Genomic DNA, 16,140 nt, shown 5'->3' with positions numbered 1-16,140 from the left:
GCACCATGTCGATCAATGACAGGCTCACCGAGCACTTGAACCGGGGTTCGGTGGGCTTTCCCACCGCATTGGCCAGCACCATTGGCCTGATCATGGCAAGTCCCGTGATTCTCACCGCGACCATGGGCTTTGGCATTGGCGGCAGCGCCTTTGCCGTGGCGATGCTGATCGCCGTGGTAATGATGCTGGCCCAGGCGACGACGTTTGCCGAGGCGGCGTCGATTCTTCCGACCACCGGCTCGGTCTATGACTACATCAACTGTGGCATGGGACGTTTCTTCGCGATTACGGGCACCTTGTCGGCCTATCTGATCGTCCATGTGTTCGCCGGAACCGCCGAGACCATCCTGGCCGGCGTCATGGCCCTGGTGAACTTCGAGCACCTCAACACCCTGGCCGAATCGGCAGGCGGCTCCTGGTTGCTGGGCGTGGGGTTCGTGGTGGTCTTTGGCGTGCTCAACGCGTTCGGCGTCAGCGCCTTTGGCCGGGCCGAAATCATCCTGACGTTCGGCATGTGGACCACCCTGATGGTGTTCGGCGTGCTGGGCCTGATCGCCGCTCCGGCAGTGGAGTTGGAGGGCTGGTTCGGCGCGTCCGTGGTGGGCACCGATATGGTCACGGTGCTGTCGCTGGTGGGCATGGCCATGTTCATGTTTGTCGGCTGCGAATTCGTCACGCCGCTGGCACCGGACCTGCGCCAGTCCGCCCGGACCATGCCCCGGGCGATGATGTTGGGCTTGTTCAGCGTCGCCACCTGCATGTTCATCTACGGTGCGGCGATGAAGCGCCAAGTGGAAAACGTGCTGCTCGATGCCACCAGCGGCGTGCATCTGCTGGACACCCCCATGGCGATTCCACGCTTCGCCGAACAGGTCATGGGCGATATCGGTCCGATGTGGCTGGGCATTGGCTTTCTGTTTGCCGGTGCGGCGACCATCAACACCCTGATGGCCGGCGTACCGCGGATTCTCTACGGCATGGCGGTGGACGGTGCGTTGCCGAAAATCTTCACCTATCTGCACCCGCGCTTCAAGACGCCGTTACTGTGCATCCTGGTGGCGATGCTGATTCCGTGCCTGCACGCGTGGTGGCTGGGCGGCAATACCGACAACATCATGCACCTGGTGCTGGCTGCGGTGTGCGCCTGGAGTTTTGCCTACCTGTTGGTGACCGTGTCGGTGGTCAGCCTGCGGATTCGTCGCCCCGATCTGCCGCGGGCCTATCGCTCGCCGTGGTTCCCGTTGCCACAGATCCTGTCCAGTGTCGGCATTATGCTGGGCATGTGGTTCATCACGCCGCCCGGCATGAACCCGGCAGACATCTACGTGCCCTTCGCGGTGATGCTCGGCGGCACGGCAGCGTACGCCTTGTTCTGGACCCTGGTGGTACAGAAGGTCAATCCATTCAAGCCAGCGCCGGTAGAAGACGTGCTGGCCAAGGAGTTCTCCCATGAGCCAGGGCAACTTGCGGGCGAGTTTGTCGACCCTGCTGCAAAAACTGTCTGAGTCGTTCAGCGCCCAGCGCACCCCGGCCGGGTATCGGCCCGGGGTGACCCTGGAGCACCTGCGGCGCAACCTGGCGCTGGCGCAATTCGAGGTGACGGGCCCGACTACGGCGACGGCAGCCACCGACGATGGCAGCTTGCAGTTGGAGATCGTCGAACGCACCGAGTCGCAGTTGTTGATGCACCTGGTGATGACCGAGTTCGTCCTACGCGTGCCTGCCTCCCGAGAGGGCACGGCGCGCCTGGAGCTGCACCACGGCGGGGCTGTTCGGCGCAGTGGTATTCGCTGCCGGCAGCGGGACGGGCGCAGTGACCTGGCGGCCCGGTTGCAGGCGGCGGTGGAGCAGGATCTTGTGCTGTATCAGGCCCTCATGCCCCTGGATTTCAAACGGTTGCGCATCGATTTGCAGGGACGCCAGTGGTGCGTGCGCGTGGAACACATGGGCGGTAGCGAAGTGGTCAATCGCATGCCGGCCTTTCGTCGGTATATCCCGTTGAGCCGCGAGCAGCGCGGCGTCTTGCTGGCAACCTTGAGCGGTCTGCAGCGGGTACTGGCAACGCTCTGATTCTGTTGTGCTGCCCTGGCATCATTCCTGCTACTGCTCTGGCGATCAGGTACTTGTTGCGTGCATATAGATAACATGTTAACTATTGCCGCACAAAAACAATAAGCCACTGCGGAGAATGCCATGAGCATGCAACAGGTTGGGCAGGACGGTCTGGACACCTGGAACCGGGATCTGCGGGCGACTTGCGGCCACTTCGATACCGAGCTGGCCTTCAATCGTTCGCTGTTTATTGGTGAAGTGTCGAATTTCCATCGGGGTGGCCTTGCCCTCGCGAACCTGCGCACCAACGCCGGTAGCATCAAGCGTCACTTACCCAACGCGGATCACGACGATGACCAGGATTGCTTCCTGGTCAGCCAGCGCAGCGGCTATTGCCGCATTACCCAGAACGGCTTGAGCATTCAGCTGGCACCCGGTGAACTGCTGCTGATGGATTCCGTGGGGGCGCTTGAGATCAGCCCGTTCGGCCTGATCGAGCACGCGGTGCTGTCCTTGTCTCGCCAGGACGTGTCGCGACAACTGGGCGGGGAGACCAAGACTTTCGGCAAGGTTTCGTCCAGCAAGGCGTGTGGGCGGATGCTGCATGTCTTGATGGACCAGCTGTGCAGGGACACACCCGACGGCGAGGGCGCCGCGGGCGAGGGTGAAGCGTTGCAGAGTGCCTTCGTTTCACTGTTGGGCTCGGCCTTGGAGCACAGTAGCGATGCCCGTGATGAGGGGGTTGCGTTGCAGGGCAGCCATCTGCGCAGCTATGTACAGAAGGTCATCGATGAGTCACTGACCCAGCCCGGCCTCAGCCCGGTGGGCCTGGCCAATCGACTGAATATTTCGGTGCGGCACCTGTATCGATTGTTCGAAGAGCAGGATGACAGCGTTTGCCGCTATATCCAGCGGGCCCGGCTCAAGCGCAGCGCTGATGACCTGACCAATCCGTTCCTGCGGGACGAGTCCATTACCTCGATTGCCTACAAATGGGGCTTTACCGATTCGGCGCATTTCAGCCGTTCGTTCAAGAAGCAGTTCGAGCTGTCGCCCAAGGAGTTTCGTTCCAGCCGGCTGCAGGAGGGGCAGGGGGTGGCTTGAATGAGGTCGTCGCTGACTGGATGATCGCTATCGCGAGCAAGCCCGCTCCCACAAAGGGATTTGTGATGAACATGATTTTTGTGGGTGACACTGGAAAGTGTGGGAGCGAGCTTGCTCGCGATGACGGTGGTCCATCCACCCTCACCGCAAGCTGACTCCCCCCACTCAGGTTCAGACCTCCGGCAACGTCGAACCCCCGTCGACCACCAAAGTCTGCCCGGTCACATAACTGGCCAGGCTCGATGCCAGGTACAGCATGGCGCCGGCGATGTCACTCGGTTGGCCCAATCGACCCAGCGGCACTCGGCGGGCAATGTCCTGGTTGACTTCATCGTCGCCCAGGTTGGCCATGGCCGGTGTCGCGATCATGCCCGGCTCGACCCCATTAACGCGGACATTCTCGGCCGCCAGTTCCAGCGCGGCATTGCGAATGAAACCATTGACCCCGGCCTTGGAGGCCGCGTAGTGGCTGAGCCCTGGATACGCCACCCGCGGGCCGGTGACCGAGGAGGTCACCAGCACGCAGCCTTGGCCCTGGCGTCGGAACATCGGCAACGCGGCCTGGGTCAGCCAGAACAGCGCCGACAGGTTCACCGCCAGCGTACGATCGAGCATCGACGGGGTGATCTCGGCGAACGGTGTCAGCGGAAAATACCCGGCGTTGTGGATCAGGATATCCAGCCTCCCCAAGCGCTGCTCCAGCTCGGCCATCATCCCGAAGACCGCCGTTGCGTCGGCCAGGTCAACCCCCACCGCTTGTACCTGACAGCCCTCGGCGGTCAATTCGTCGGCCACCGCTTCGGCGCGCGCCAGGCCAAGGTCGGCGATGACCACGCGAGCCCCACGCAGGGCAAACGCTTCAACAATGGCCCGGCCAATGCCCTGGGCGCCGCCCGTGACCAATACGGTCTGGCCGCTGAAATCCAGATCCTCAGACATCGCTGGCCTCCATCCGGCTGAAGGCCAGTGTCGGTACATCGACAATGCTGGAGCCGCCATCGGCCACCAGCGTCGCCCCGGTGATGATCGACGCATCAGGGGAGGCCAGGAAGCGGCAGACGTTGGCGATTTCCTCCGCACTGGCCGGCCTGCGCAACGGCACGTCGGCGCAGACCCGGTCATACGCCTGTTGCAACGTTTCGCCATGGAACTGCATCAGTGCCTGCATTTCTTCATCGGCCATGGGGGTGCGGACCCAACCTGGGCAGATTGCATTGACCCGTACGCCGTGAGGCCCGTAATCCCTTGCCAGGGAGCGGTTGAGGCCCAACAGCGCATGCTTGGCGGTGGTGTAGCCGCACACGTGGGGGCCTGCCGCCAACGAAGCGATGGAGGCAATCAGCACAATGTTGCCGGCGCTTTCCTTCAGCAACGGCAGGCACGCCCGGGCGCTGTAGAAGGCGCTGTCGAGGTTGCTGCGCAGGGCCGCTTCCCAGGCCGATGGATGAGTCTCGGTAGCGCTGCCCATGCCCATACCACCGGCACAGGCCAGCAGCACGTCGAGTCGGCCATGGCGCTTGCGAATCTGCTCGACGAAGCCGTCCCAGGTGTTCGGACAGGCCGCATCGCCCACCAGCACCAGGCCGCCGATGTCCTCGGCGAGTGCTTCCAGGGGCTCGCGACGGCGGCCGATCAGCACCAGGTTGGCGCCTTCGGCGGCATACAGGCGGGCGCAGGCGGCGCCGATGCCGGTACCGGCACCGGTGATCACCACGGTACGTGATTCAGGCATCGGGATACTCCGTCTGATTGAGTACCTGGCAGTAGGAACTGACCGGGAAATTGGAGAACTCATCGAACGACGCTCCGGCGTAGCCGAAGATCTTGCCGTCGCTGCGGTGCTGTTGCAGGTCGATCAGCACCAGGCCCAGGGTCGGGATGATTTTTTCCCGCCACACGAACAGGTACAACTGATCGGCGATCTTGTAGGTGTCGCAGCGATCGGTGTCGCACAGGCCTTGCTCAACGCCCTTGAGACACTGCCACGAGTAGAACTGGTCGTTGAGGTAAATGTGTTCGTAGACTTCGCTCGGGCTGTAGCGATACAGGTTGCGCAGCCCCACCAGTTCGGTGGTCGGTGCGTGCGGGCACAGGCCAGGCTGCCAGGGACGATCGAGGCTGCCGTGCAGGAACTGCGCTTGAACCGAGGTCAGGGGCTTGCCGGCCAGCGCCCGGCTGTAGAGGCCTTCGCCGGTTTCCGGCTGGCTCGGCATGCGGCCGATCACGGCGGTGAAGGCGGCGCTGGCGGTATCGAGCACCAGGCTTACCGACAGCGTCAGCTCGCCTTCGCGCTTGATGAAGTCCACCAGGTATAGGCCCGGGCGTACGGATGTGGCCCGGTAGGTCGCGCTGCCGTTGGAGTGCCCGTCGGCGGCGTTCCAGGTCAGGGTGTCCTGCTCGAAGCGATGCTCGATCTGCCAGCCATTGGCGAAATGCAGGGTGAAGGTCTTGCCGTCCAGGTCGGCCAGGTTTGGCAGGATGAAGGCTTCGGGGGCAAAGCCATCGGCCAGGGCGCCGACGGTGATCCAGTCTGAAGATGTGCTCATTACAAGGCTCCGGTGGTTGAATTAGCCACTCGGATCATGCGGTGCCGGGTAACGGCGGCCTATCAACCAAATGGTTGATCAGAGGAACAGTGCGCTGACCAACTCGGTGCGGCTGCTCACGCCTACCTTGCGAAACAGGTGGATCAGGTGAGTCTTGATGGTCGGCAAGCCCACCTCCAGCTCCCGGGCCAATTGCTTGTTGCTGACGCCTTGGCGCAGCAGCCAGGCAATCTGGCGCTCCTTGGGCGTCAAGTCGCCCAGTGGGTCCTCATGGCTGGGCAAATGGGCCGCGGCCAGTTGCAGCAAGGCCTGCAACGCGCTGAGTTGGCTCAACTGCTGGCTGGTGAAGACACCTTGCTCGGCGGTGCGCAACAACGAAATCGCGGCTTGAGGCTGACCATCGCGATGGGCGAAGACTTCCACCACGTCGACCACGCCGTAGCGCTGCAGGAAGTCCCGATAACGATGGTTGTCACGCAGCGGTTGGCGGGTCATCGCCAGGCTCAACGGCACCACGGCCAACTCGCTGGACACGCAGTGGCGCGGGTGCAGCGGATCAAATTGGCGATAGTTGTCCAGATAGTCGCGGTGCATCTCGCCGCTCATCCTGTGCAGGCTGAAGTCGTGGACCTGCAGTTGCCGATCAACGCAGTAGAACGCCGCCCGGCTGACGGGAACGAGCTGGGTAAATGCGTGCAGGCACTGGCCGGCGATGTCCTGGGTGGGGATGAGGTTCATGGTCGCACCTTCGCCGAGAGGGCTGCCGGTCGGGCCGGCAGCCAAGTCCGATCAGGCTACCGCGAAGTAGTGTTTGACGAAACTCTCGCTGACCACTTCCCACAGCACTGGTGTGCCCTTGGTCACGAACCAGCTGTCGCCGGCCTTGTAGCGGGTGCTCTGGCCGGTGGCCTCGTCGGTGAGCACCACTTCACCGGTGACCACGGTGGCTTGTTCGGCGAAGGGATAGACCATCCGGAACTTGCCTTGGGTGGTACCGAAGTAGGCGCTGCTGACGGGGTCGGTGGGTGCGCCGAAGGTCATCTTGCCGAAGGCTTTGACTTCGCCTTCGAGAATCTGCGAACCGAGATCGGCGACGGTGCCCCAGGCGTCCAGGTCGGACAGCTGGATGTCTTTTTTGACGGTGATAAGGGGCATGGCAGTAACTCCTGATGATTAAAAAATAGCGAAGTTGGAAGGGGTTCTTGTGGCGAGGGATTTATCCCCGCTGGGCGCGCAGCGCCCCCTGAAAAAACCTGCATCTGCGCTGCTTATGGGGCTGCTTCGCAGCCAGCGGGGATAAATCCCCTCGCCACAGGGTGTATGTTCAACCACACATCTCAGCGACGGCCGTTCCAGTAGCCCGACAGCTGGTGCCAGGACTTGCCAGCGGTCAGCAGCAATGGACGAATGGCGTCTTTGCCGATGATGGTCGGGCGCTGGATCGAGCTGACCAGGTCGTAGCGCGCCGAGCCTTCGCTCATGCCTTCGGCCAGCACCTTGCAGATGATGTGGCTCGGCGTGACGCCAAAGCCTGAGTAACCCTGGACGAAAAACGCGTTGCTGCGCCCGGGCAGGGTGCCGATCTGCGGGAACAGGTTCGGGCTGCACGCCATTGGGCCACCCCAGGCCAGGTCGATCTTCACGTCCTTGAGGTAAGGGAAGATCTTCAGCATCAGGCGTCGGTTCCAGGCCTTGAGATCCTGGGGGATGTGCTCCACCAACGGCGTGGCGGCACCGAACAGCAGGCGGTTTTCGTTGGTGACGCGGTAGTAGTCGATCACCGGGCGAATGTCACTGTAGGCACCGCGAATCGGGCTGATGCGCTGGATCAGTTCGTCCGACAGTGGCTCGGTCATCATCTGGAAGGCGTAGGTGTTGATGGTCGAGCGATGCAGCTCCGGTTCCAGCTTGTTGAGGAAACTGTCGCAGGCCCAGAGCAGCTTGCTGGCCCTGACCGAGCCACGCCCGGTACGCACGGTGATGCGCTCGCCATAACTGACTTCCAGCGCCGGGCTGTTCTCGAAAATCCGTACGCCGTGGCTGACCAGGGCCTTGGCCTCACCCAATAACAGGTTCAGTGAGTGCACATGCCCGCCACCCATGTGCAGCAAGGCACTGCCATAGGCCTTGGAACCGATGATCTGCTGCACGTCGGAGCCGCCGAGAAACCGGATCTCGTGTTTGCTATTGACTGACTTGAAGTCTTTTTCCCAGGCCCGCAGGGTTTTCTCCTGGCGCGCGTTGAAGCCCATGTAGCCGTAGCCGTGGCAGAAGTCGGCATCGATGGCGTACTTGGCGATACGGTCCTTGATGATGTCGGCGCCCAGGTCGCTGATCTCGAAGATCTGGCGCAGGCCGTCTTCACCCACGTCCTTCTTGATCTTTTCCAGGTCATGACCGATGCCGGCCATAATCTGCCCGCCATTGCGCCCAGTGCCGCCGAACCCCAGGTAACGCGCCTCCAGCACCACGATGTTGGTGATGCCTTTTTCGGCGAGCTCCAGCGCGGTATTGATCCCGGAGAAACCGCCGCCAATGACCACAACATCGGCGTCCACGTCCTGTTCCAACGTGGGGAAGCTGAGGTTGTATTTCTTGGTGGCCGTGTAATAGGTGGGCGTTTCGATATTGATCATGACGCAACCTGACAAAGTGAAAGGAAACTCCGTTGCCACGCCTTCGCAAGGCATTGCAGGGGATGGCCCTATTAAGAGCCTTGGCGGGGCGCTTGTCTTGATCATCCGTGCCGGGGGATTTGACCGAGCGCGCCATGGCGCCGAAAGCTGCCCCATGAAAAGTACAATCTTGGATCTGGAAGGTGCATTTTTCACCCGCCTGTGATTGCCCATACTGGACCGGCCTTAATCACTGATCCCGCTGTTTGTGCAACCTCAGGTTGCCGGGCAGAGACGGGATTGGCAGATGCCAATAATAAAAGAGCCTGTCCATGAAAAAGCCAAACCCGCTGCTCGAAGACCTCAAGCCCCTCCTGCCGGTCATTGCCGCCAATGCCTTCCAGGCGGAGAAGGACCGTAGCGTCCCTGCCGAGAATATCGCCTTGCTCAAAAGCATCGGCATGCACCGGGCCTTCCAGCCGAAACCCTACGGTGGCCTGGAGATTTCCCTGCCGCAGTTCGCCGATTGCATCGCGCTGCTGGCCGGCGCCTGCGCCAGCACGGCCTGGGCCATGAGCCTGTTGTGCACCCACAGCCATCAGTTGGCAATGTTCCCGGCCAGGGCCCAGCAGGAAATCTGGGGCGATGATCCCGATGCCACTGCCAGCAGCAGTATCGCGCCGTTTGGCCGCACCGAGGAAGTCGAGGGCGGTGTGACGTTCAGCGGTGAAATGGGCTGGAGCAGCGGCTGCGATCATGCCGAATGGGCGATCGTTGGGTTTCGCCGTAAAAACGCCGAAGGCGTCCAGGACTATTGCTTTGCGGTGCTGCCGCGCAGCGACTATGAGATTCGCGATGACTGGTTCGCGGTGGGCATGCGCGGCAGTGGCAGCAAGACGTTGATCATCGACAACGCTTTCGTGCCGGAACACCGGATCCAGAAAGCCAAGGACATGATGGAGGGCAAGTCCGGCGGATTCGGCCTGTACCCCGATAGCAAGATCTTCTACTCGCCATACCGCCCTTACTTCGCCAGTGGTTTTTCCACGGTCAGCCTGGGCGTGGCCGAACGCATGCTGGAGGTCTTTCGCGAGAAGACCCGCAACCGCGTGCGGGCCTACACCGGTGCGGCAGTCGGTGCCGCTACCCCGGCGTTGATGCGCCTGGCCGAGTCGACCCATCAGGTGGCCGCGGCCCGTGCCTTTCTGGAGAAAACCTGGCAGGAGCACGCCGAATACGGTGAGCGCCACGAATACCCCAGCCGGGAAACCCTGGCGTTCTGGCGGACCAACCAGGGCTATGCCACCAAAATGTGCATACAGGCTGTCGACCGCTTGATGGAGGCGGCTGGCGGCGGCGCCTGGTTCGAGAACAACGAGTTGCAACGGCTGTTCCGCGACGCCCACCTGACCGGCGCCCATGCCTATACCGACTACGACGTTTGTGCGCAGATTCTCGGTCGTGAGTTGATGGGCCTTGAGCCTGATCCGTCCATGGTTTGACCGCCTGTTCGTTGTACCCCTAGAACAATAATCGAGGCCGTCGCTCGAGGCGGCCGGGAGTCTTGCATGTCCAGTCTTTGTGATACCGCTTTCGATACCCGCGCATTCCGCCGGGCCCTGGGTAACTTCGCCACCGGCGTGACCGTGGTCACCGCTGCCACTGAAGATGGCCGCAAGGTCGGTGTGACAGCCAACAGTTTCAACTCGGTGTCCCTGGACCCGCCATTGATCTTGTGGAGCATCGACAAGCGTTCGAGCAGCCATGGTGTGTTCGAAGCCGCCAGCCATTTTGCGGTGAACGTGCTGGCCGCCGACCAGATCGACCTGTCGAACAACTTCGCACGACCCAAGGAGGACCGCTTCGCCGAAATCGAATTCGAAACCGGCGAAGGCGGCGCCCCGGTGTTTGTCGATTGCTCGGCGCGTTTTCACTGTGAAAAATTCCAGCAGGTCGATGGCGGCGATCACTGGATCATGATCGGCAAGGTCGTGGCGTTTGATGATTTTGGACGCTCTCCATTGCTCTATCACCAGGGCGCCTACTCGATGGTGCTGCCCCACACTCGCATGACCAGACGGGAAGAGGGCCAGTCCCCCAGCAGTCACTTCCAGGGGCGCTTGAGTCACAATCTGTATTACCTGATGACTCAGGCGCTGCGGGCTTACCAGGCCAGCTACCAGCCGCGTCAGTTGTCCACTGGCTTGCGCACCAGTGAGGCACGAATGCTGATGGTGCTGGAGAACGACGCCGGGCTGAACCTGTGTGACTTGCAGCGGGAAGTGGCGATGCCGGCGCGCGAGATCGAAGAAGCCGTAGCCAACCTCAAGCGCAAGGGCCTGGTGACCGATGAAGGCGAACGGGTACGCCTGACCGCCAAGGGCATCGATGAGACCGAAGGGCTCTGGGGCATCGCCAAGGAACAGCAGGACAAGGTGTTCGGCCAGTTCGGCGAGGCCCAGGTGGAGCATTTCAAAGCGGTGCTCAAGGGTGTGATCAAGGGCGCTTGAACTCGCATCGATACGTGTGGCGAGGGAGCTTGCTCCCGCTGGGCCGCGAAGCGGCCCCAACACTCCAAGCTCAGATTGCCTGACACTCCGCTGCGACTGATCCAGGGGCTGCTGCGCAGCCCAGCGGGAGCAAGCTCCCTCGCCACAGAGGCCTCGCTTGATCCAGATTCTGTGAACGGATGGTCCGACATGGGTTGGAAGCTGTTAAGATTTAGTTAACTCATTAACTAACTCTTCTCGCGAACCCCACCCATGCCCAAGCTGCGCCAATCCTTGACCCTGACCCTGCTCCAGGCCCGTGAAGCGGCCATGGGCTTTTTCCGGCCTTCCCTCAATCAACATGGCTTGACCGAGCAGCAATGGCGAGTCATCCGCATTCTTAGCCAGCACGATGAGCTGGAGATCAATCGCCTGGCCGAATTGGCCTGCATCCTCAAGCCCAGCATGACCGGCGTGCTGGTGCGCATGGAGGCGGCAGGCATGGTGGTGCGGCGCAAGGCTGAACAGGATCAGCGCCGGGTGCTGGTGCGCCTGGCGCCGCAAGGGCAGGCGAGCTTCGATTCGATGAGCCAGAGCATGGAAGCGAACTATCAGCGTCTGCAGGACAAGTTAGGGGAGGAAAAATTGCAGACGTTGCTGGGGTTACTCAATGACCTGAAGGCGATCAGGCGCTGAGGCTGGTCTGCTTTTGTGGCGAGGGAGCTTGCTCCCGCTGGACTGCGCAGCAGGCCCAAAAGTCTTGAATTCACTGTCGGAATCAAGGGGCCGCTTCGCGACCCAGCGGGAGCAAGCTCCCTCGCCACGGGGTTTGTGGTGCTGTCAGTACACACCGCCAGCCGCAGGCTTTGGTGTGTCCTTGAACGTCGCCGCCAATGTCTGCAAGCCCCGCATCAACACCGTCGTATCCACGCCCACCGCGACAAACGCCGCGCCGAGTTCGATATAGCGCCGGGCCAGTTTTTCATCGGCACTGAGAATCCCGGCTGCCTTGCCGGCCTGACGGATGCGGGCGATGGCGTCTTCGATGGCCGCTTGTACCTGCGGGTGGCCGGGGTTGCCGCGAAAACCCATGGACGCGCTCAGGTCCGCCGGGCCGATAAAGACTCCATCGACACCGTCCACCGCGGCAATGGCGTCCAGGTTGGCCAGGCCTTCGCGACTTTCGATCTGCACCAGCAGACACATCTGTTCGTCGGCTTTGTCGAGGTAACCGGGGATGCTGTTCCAGCGTGACGCCCGGGCCAGTGCGCTGCCGACACCACGTACGCCATGGGGCGGGTAGTGGATGGCGCGCACCAGTTCGCGCGCCTGGTCGGCGCTTTCCACCATCGGCACCAGCAGGGTCTGCACGCCAATATCGAGCACTTGCTTGATCAGCGCCGTGTCACCGATCACTGGGCGTATCACCGGCTGGCTGGGGTAGGGGGCCACGGCCTGGAGCTGGCCGAGCAAGGTGCGCAAGTCGTTGGGCGCGTGTTCACCGTCGATCAGCAGCCAGTCGAAGCCGGCGTTGGCCGCCAGTTCCGCACAGTAGGCATCGGCCAACCCCAGCCACAGGCCGATCTGCGCCTCGCCGCTGCGCAGGCGTTGCTTGAAGGTATTGATGGGCATGTCCATGAAACGGTCTCCGATCAGACGAAACGGCAGGCGATGGCGCCGAGCATGTCGTAGTCGACATGGAAGGTATCGCCGGGGTTGGCTGCCACGGGGCGGGTGAAGGAACCACCGAGGATGATCTGTCCCGGTTGCAGGGTGACGTCATAGGCCGCCAGCTTGTTCGCCAGCCAGGCCACACCTTTGGCCGGGTGATTGAGCACCGCCGCCGAGACGCCAGACTCCTCGATCACACCGTTGCGGTACAGCACCGCCGGCACCTTGCGCAGGTCGATCTCGGTCGGGCGTACGGCGCGACCGCCCATGACCACGCCGGCATTGGCGGCGTTGTCGGAAATGGTGTCGAACACCTTGCGGGTCGCCTTGGTCTGCGGGTCGATCTGCTGGATGCGCGCATCGATGATTTCCAGCGCCGGAATCACCCATTCGGTGGCGTCGAGCACGTCGAAAACCGTCACGTTCGGGCCTTTCAATGGCTTGCCGAGGATGAACGCCAGCTCCACTTCCACCCGCGGCACGATGAAACGCTCGAACGGAATATCGGTGCCTTCGTCGAAGAACATGTCGTCCAGCAGCGCGCCGTAGTCCGGCTCGGTGATGTTCGACGACACCTGCATGGCCCGGGAGGTCAGGCCGATCTTGTGGCCGACCAGCTTGCGCCCGTCCTTGATTTTCTGCGCGACCCAGGCGCGCTGAATGGCGTAGGCATCCTCGATCGTGATGTCCGGGTGATCGAGGGAAAACTGCCGCACCTGCTCGCGGGAGCGTTCGGCATGGTCGAGGCGGGCGGCGGCTTGTTGGATGAGGTTCTGGTCAAGCATGGCAAGGGTCTCTTATTGAGGGTTGACGATGGCGGCATGTGTGCGCAGCACCAGCAAGCCACCAAGGGCGATGAGCAGGGCGAGCGCATACAAGGCGAGACTGGCGCTCTGGGTGGTGTCGCGCATCCAGCCGATCAGGTAGGGCGCGAAGAATGAGGCGATGCTGCCGAAGGAGCTGATCAGCGCGATACCGGCGGCCTGGGTGCCGTTGGACAGGAAGGCTGGCGGCAGTTGCCAGAACATCGGCAACGCCGCACTGGCGCCCATGCCGGCGACAATCAGGCCGCTGAGCACCAGGATTGGATTGCCGGGTGAGAGCCCGGTGACCGCAATGCCCAGCGCGGCCATCAACAGCGGTACGCACAGGTGCCAGCGACGTTCGCGATGGCGGTCGGAGGAGCGCCCGCAGCCGATCATGAAGAAACAGCCGGCCAGGTAGGGCACCGCGCTGAGCAGCCCGACCTTGCCGTCGCTGCCGATGCCGGCGCCATGGATCAGGGTGGGCATCCAGAAGGCCAGGGTATTCACCGCCAACATCACGGCAAAGTACACCGCCACCAACAACCAGACCTGCGGATTGTTGAGAATCGCCGAAAACGAGGTAATGGATTTGCGCTGTTCTTCAAGGCTCAGTTGTTCGCGCAGCTGCTGCTTGGCGTGCGGTGTGAGCCACTTGACCGTCTCGAAATCGTCCGGCAGGCACTTGAGCACAACAAGGCCGAGCAGGATCACCGGCAGCCCTTCGATGACGAACATCCACTGCCAGCCACGCAAACCGCCAACATCATGGAAGTGCTCGAGAATGCCGCCGGACAAAGGCCCGCCAATCACCCCGGCCATCGGCACGGCGATGGCGAACAACGCGGTCACCTGGGCCCGGCGCCGGGCCGGATACCAACGGTTGAGAAAGACCAGGATGCCAGGAAAGAAACCGGCCTCGGCCACGCCCAGCAGAAAGCGCAACACGTAGAAACCGGCGGCGCTGTCGATAAGGAACATGCCGCTGGACAAAGCGCCCCAGACCACCATCAGCGTGGCGATCCAGCGCCGCGGACCGACCCGGTCCAGGGCCATGTTGCTGGGCACCCCAAACAGCGCATAGGCGATGAAGAACAGCCCCGCGCCGAAGCCGTAGACGGTGTCGCTGAACTGCAGGTCGGCGCTCATCTGCATCTTCGCGAAGCCGATGTTGATGCGATCCAGGTGGGCAAAGAGGTAACAGACCAGCAGCAGCGGCATCAGCCGCCAGGTGATGGTGGCATGGGTGCGGTCGTGCGCGACGGTGCCGGCGGTGTTGGCGGTATGGGCTGTGCTCATGATCTTGTACTTTTTGTCAGAGAGGCCGATGGGGAACGCGAGGCAGACGGATTCAGGTGGCCTGGCCCTTGAGGAAGGCGTGGACGTTGTTGGCCTTGAAATTGAGCTGTTCGTGCAGCTCGATCATCTCGAACGACAGGGCCAGCAGGCGCTGGGCCTGGAGCTCGGCAAAGTGCGCGGTGATCACCTCGAAGAGTTTTTCCGCGACTTTCTGGCGCGTGGCCAGGTCGCGGCCGTGGCCGACTTTCAAGGTCATGTGTACGAAGGCGTAGTCGTGCTTGCCGTCGGCCATGCGCCAGGTGTCCAGGCGCACGCCCCGGCTGCGGATGCCGCCCTGGGGGAACACGCCGCTGTCGCCCAGCAAGGCGTGGACCTTTTCAAACAGGCCGGGCAGGTCGGCTTGTTGTTCGATGTTGTCGGTGTATTCGGCGATGAAATGCGGCATGGGGGCCTCCTGCGTCGGCAGCTTTGAGTGGAGAGCTACAAGCGACAAGTTGCAAGCGATCAGCTTTTAGCTTGCGGCTTGCAGCTGCTGTTCAGACTGGAAAAATGGCGTTGATCTGTCCGGTGCCGGAGCTGCCGAAAGGCTCGGTGATGATTTCGGCAGGCTTGTCGTAGTCCGGCCCGCCGAGCAACCCCAGCAGCATCGCCGTGTCATGCATCTTGCCTTCGCCGAAGCAGTGTTCGGCGTAGTCCGGGAGCATGGCGCAGAACTCTTTCCAGCGGCCCTGGCGCCACATCTCGACGACGTGCAGGTCGACCTGCTTGTCGAACTCCCGCGTCCAGTTGTGGATGTTGGCTTCAGCGTTGCGATCGTCGGAGAAACGGTGCGACAGCGAGCCGGACGCGAGCACCAGGACCTTGCGGTCGCTTTTTTCGATGGCCCGGCGCACGGCGGCGCCGAAGGTGAAGCTGTCTTGCAGGCGGTGCCAGGCGCACCAGGCAGCAATCGATACGACGTCGAATTTCTGTTCCTGAGGGACGTCCATGTGCATGTAGCGCATCGGCACCAGCGTGCCGTATTCCAGTTCAAGGCTTGGGATGTTGTGGGCCAGGGTGCGCACATCGGCGGCATTGGCCTCGGCGGCGATCAGCTCGCCCAGTTCCGGGGCGCCTGAGTATTCGTACTCCATGTTCTTGATGAAGTGCGGCAGCTCGTTGCTGGTGTAGATGCCCTTGAAGTGCGCGCCGCTGTTGACGTGATAGGCGCTGTTGACCAGCCAGTGCACGTCGAACACCACGGCGGTGTCGGCCCCCAGCTCACGGGCGCGACGGCCGATTTCCTTGTGGCCGGCAATCGCGGCGGCGCGGCAACCGTGGTGCTTGCCGGGCAGCTCCGACAGGTACATCGAGGGAACGTGGCAGATTTTCGCAGCCAGGACGACTTCGCCCATGATGATTCTCCTGAAAAGATTGTTCTTGTTGGATCTTGGATAATCGGTGAATCGGGTCTTGATGATGAGTTGTGGCGAGGGAGCTTGCTCCCGCTCGATTGCGCAGCAATCGTCAGGAAAAGCGGGGCTGCTTCGCAGCCCAGCGGGAGCAAGCTCCCTCGCCACAG

The 16,140-nt window shown here is 62.3% G+C and carries 17 protein-coding genes; 6 read left to right on the top strand and 11 right to left on the bottom strand.

Annotation, left to right across the window (positions count from 1 at the left end):
* The first annotated feature begins 5 nt into the window (after positions 1–5).
* The 3 genes from TK06_RS06740 to feaR all read left to right on the top strand — a co-directional run bounded on the left by TK06_RS06740 (position 6) and on the right by feaR (position 3,156).
* The gene (locus tag TK06_RS06740) at positions 6–1,505 is read left to right on the top strand and encodes an APC family permease (RefSeq protein WP_063321394.1); all 1,500 of its coding nucleotides are present in this window, start codon (positions 6–8) and stop codon (positions 1,503–1,505) included.
* Entirely contained in the window at positions 1,450–2,070 is a 621-nt protein-coding gene (locus TK06_RS06735; protein ID WP_063321393.1) for a DUF3156 family protein, read from the top strand. Before TK06_RS06740 ends, TK06_RS06735 begins: the two co-directional genes overlap by 56 nt.
* A gap of 123 nt (positions 2,071–2,193) precedes the next feature.
* Positions 2,194–3,156 (top strand): transcriptional regulator FeaR, encoded by a 963-nt coding sequence (feaR, locus tag TK06_RS06730; protein WP_063321392.1) that lies wholly within the window; start codon positions 2,194–2,196, stop codon positions 3,154–3,156.
* Positions 3,157–3,327: 171 nt separating this feature from the next.
* Here the strand turns inward: feaR and TK06_RS06725 are convergent, their stop codons facing one another.
* The 6 genes from TK06_RS06725 to TK06_RS06700 all read right to left on the bottom strand — a co-directional run bounded on the left by TK06_RS06725 (position 3,328) and on the right by TK06_RS06700 (position 8,338).
* On the bottom strand, positions 3,328–4,095 hold the full coding sequence (locus TK06_RS06725) for an SDR family oxidoreductase (protein ID WP_063321391.1): 768 nt from the start codon (positions 4,093–4,095) through the stop codon (positions 3,328–3,330).
* Positions 4,088–4,888, bottom strand: a complete 801-nt coding sequence (locus TK06_RS06720) for an SDR family NAD(P)-dependent oxidoreductase (RefSeq protein ID WP_063321390.1) — start codon at positions 4,886–4,888, stop codon at positions 4,088–4,090. Before TK06_RS06720 ends, TK06_RS06725 begins: the two co-directional genes overlap by 8 nt.
* Positions 4,881–5,702, bottom strand: a complete 822-nt coding sequence (locus tag TK06_RS06715; RefSeq protein WP_063321389.1) for a molybdenum cofactor biosynthesis F family protein — start codon at positions 5,700–5,702, stop codon at positions 4,881–4,883. Before TK06_RS06715 ends, TK06_RS06720 begins: the two co-directional genes overlap by 8 nt.
* Before the next feature lie 78 nt (positions 5,703–5,780).
* On the bottom strand, positions 5,781–6,440 hold the full coding sequence (locus TK06_RS06710) for a helix-turn-helix transcriptional regulator (protein ID WP_063321388.1): 660 nt from the start codon (positions 6,438–6,440) through the stop codon (positions 5,781–5,783).
* A gap of 51 nt (positions 6,441–6,491) precedes the next feature.
* Entirely contained in the window at positions 6,492–6,857 is a 366-nt protein-coding gene (locus TK06_RS06705; protein WP_063321387.1) for a cupin domain-containing protein, read from the bottom strand.
* 182 nt (positions 6,858–7,039) lie between these two features.
* Positions 7,040–8,338 (bottom strand): NAD(P)/FAD-dependent oxidoreductase, encoded by a 1,299-nt coding sequence (locus TK06_RS06700; protein WP_063321386.1) that lies wholly within the window; start codon positions 8,336–8,338, stop codon positions 7,040–7,042.
* 311 nt (positions 8,339–8,649) lie between these two features.
* On the opposite strand from TK06_RS06700, the gene TK06_RS06695 reads away from it, so the two are divergent.
* The 3 genes from TK06_RS06695 (at position 8,650) to hpaR (ending at position 11,502) form a co-directional block, all read left to right on the top strand.
* Positions 8,650–9,819, top strand: a complete 1,170-nt coding sequence (locus TK06_RS06695; protein ID WP_063321385.1) for a p-hydroxyphenylacetate 3-hydroxylase oxygenase component — start codon at positions 8,650–8,652, stop codon at positions 9,817–9,819.
* Between the two features lie 66 nt (positions 9,820–9,885).
* Entirely contained in the window at positions 9,886–10,827 is a 942-nt protein-coding gene (locus TK06_RS06690) for a p-hydroxyphenylacetate 3-hydroxylase reductase component (RefSeq protein ID WP_063321384.1), read from the top strand.
* 252 nt (positions 10,828–11,079) lie between these two features.
* Positions 11,080–11,502, top strand: coding sequence for a homoprotocatechuate degradation operon regulator HpaR (gene hpaR, locus TK06_RS06685; protein WP_063321383.1), 423 nt, complete (start codon positions 11,080–11,082; stop codon positions 11,500–11,502).
* 144 nt (positions 11,503–11,646) lie between these two features.
* Here hpaR and hpaI read toward each other — a convergent pair whose 3' ends face one another.
* The 5 genes from hpaI to hpaD form a co-directional block, all read right to left on the bottom strand.
* Complete coding sequence (gene hpaI, locus TK06_RS06680; RefSeq protein ID WP_063321382.1) at positions 11,647–12,444, bottom strand: 4-hydroxy-2-oxoheptanedioate aldolase; 798 nt, start codon at positions 12,442–12,444, stop codon at positions 11,647–11,649.
* A 14-nt stretch (positions 12,445–12,458) separates the two neighbouring features.
* Complete coding sequence (gene hpaH, locus TK06_RS06675) at positions 12,459–13,262, bottom strand: 2-oxo-hept-4-ene-1,7-dioate hydratase (RefSeq protein ID WP_063321381.1); 804 nt, start codon at positions 13,260–13,262, stop codon at positions 12,459–12,461.
* 12 nt (positions 13,263–13,274) lie between these two features.
* On the bottom strand, positions 13,275–14,579 hold the full coding sequence (locus tag TK06_RS06670) for an MFS transporter (protein WP_063321380.1): 1,305 nt from the start codon (positions 14,577–14,579) through the stop codon (positions 13,275–13,277).
* A 52-nt stretch (positions 14,580–14,631) separates the two neighbouring features.
* On the bottom strand, positions 14,632–15,024 hold the full coding sequence (locus TK06_RS06665; protein WP_063321379.1) for a 5-carboxymethyl-2-hydroxymuconate Delta-isomerase: 393 nt from the start codon (positions 15,022–15,024) through the stop codon (positions 14,632–14,634).
* 91 nt (positions 15,025–15,115) lie between these two features.
* Positions 15,116–15,973, bottom strand: coding sequence for a 3,4-dihydroxyphenylacetate 2,3-dioxygenase (gene hpaD, locus TK06_RS06660; protein ID WP_063321378.1), 858 nt, complete (start codon positions 15,971–15,973; stop codon positions 15,116–15,118).
* Between the last annotated feature and the right edge of the window lie 167 nt (positions 15,974–16,140).

Origin of the sequence: Pseudomonas fluorescens, from assembly GCF_001623525.1 — a bacterium.
Taxonomy (GTDB): Bacteria; Pseudomonadota; Gammaproteobacteria; order Pseudomonadales; family Pseudomonadaceae; genus Aquipseudomonas; species Aquipseudomonas fluorescens_Q.
The sequence above is the reverse complement of the archived record's forward strand: the minus strand, read 5'-3'. Positions and strand labels throughout refer to the sequence as shown.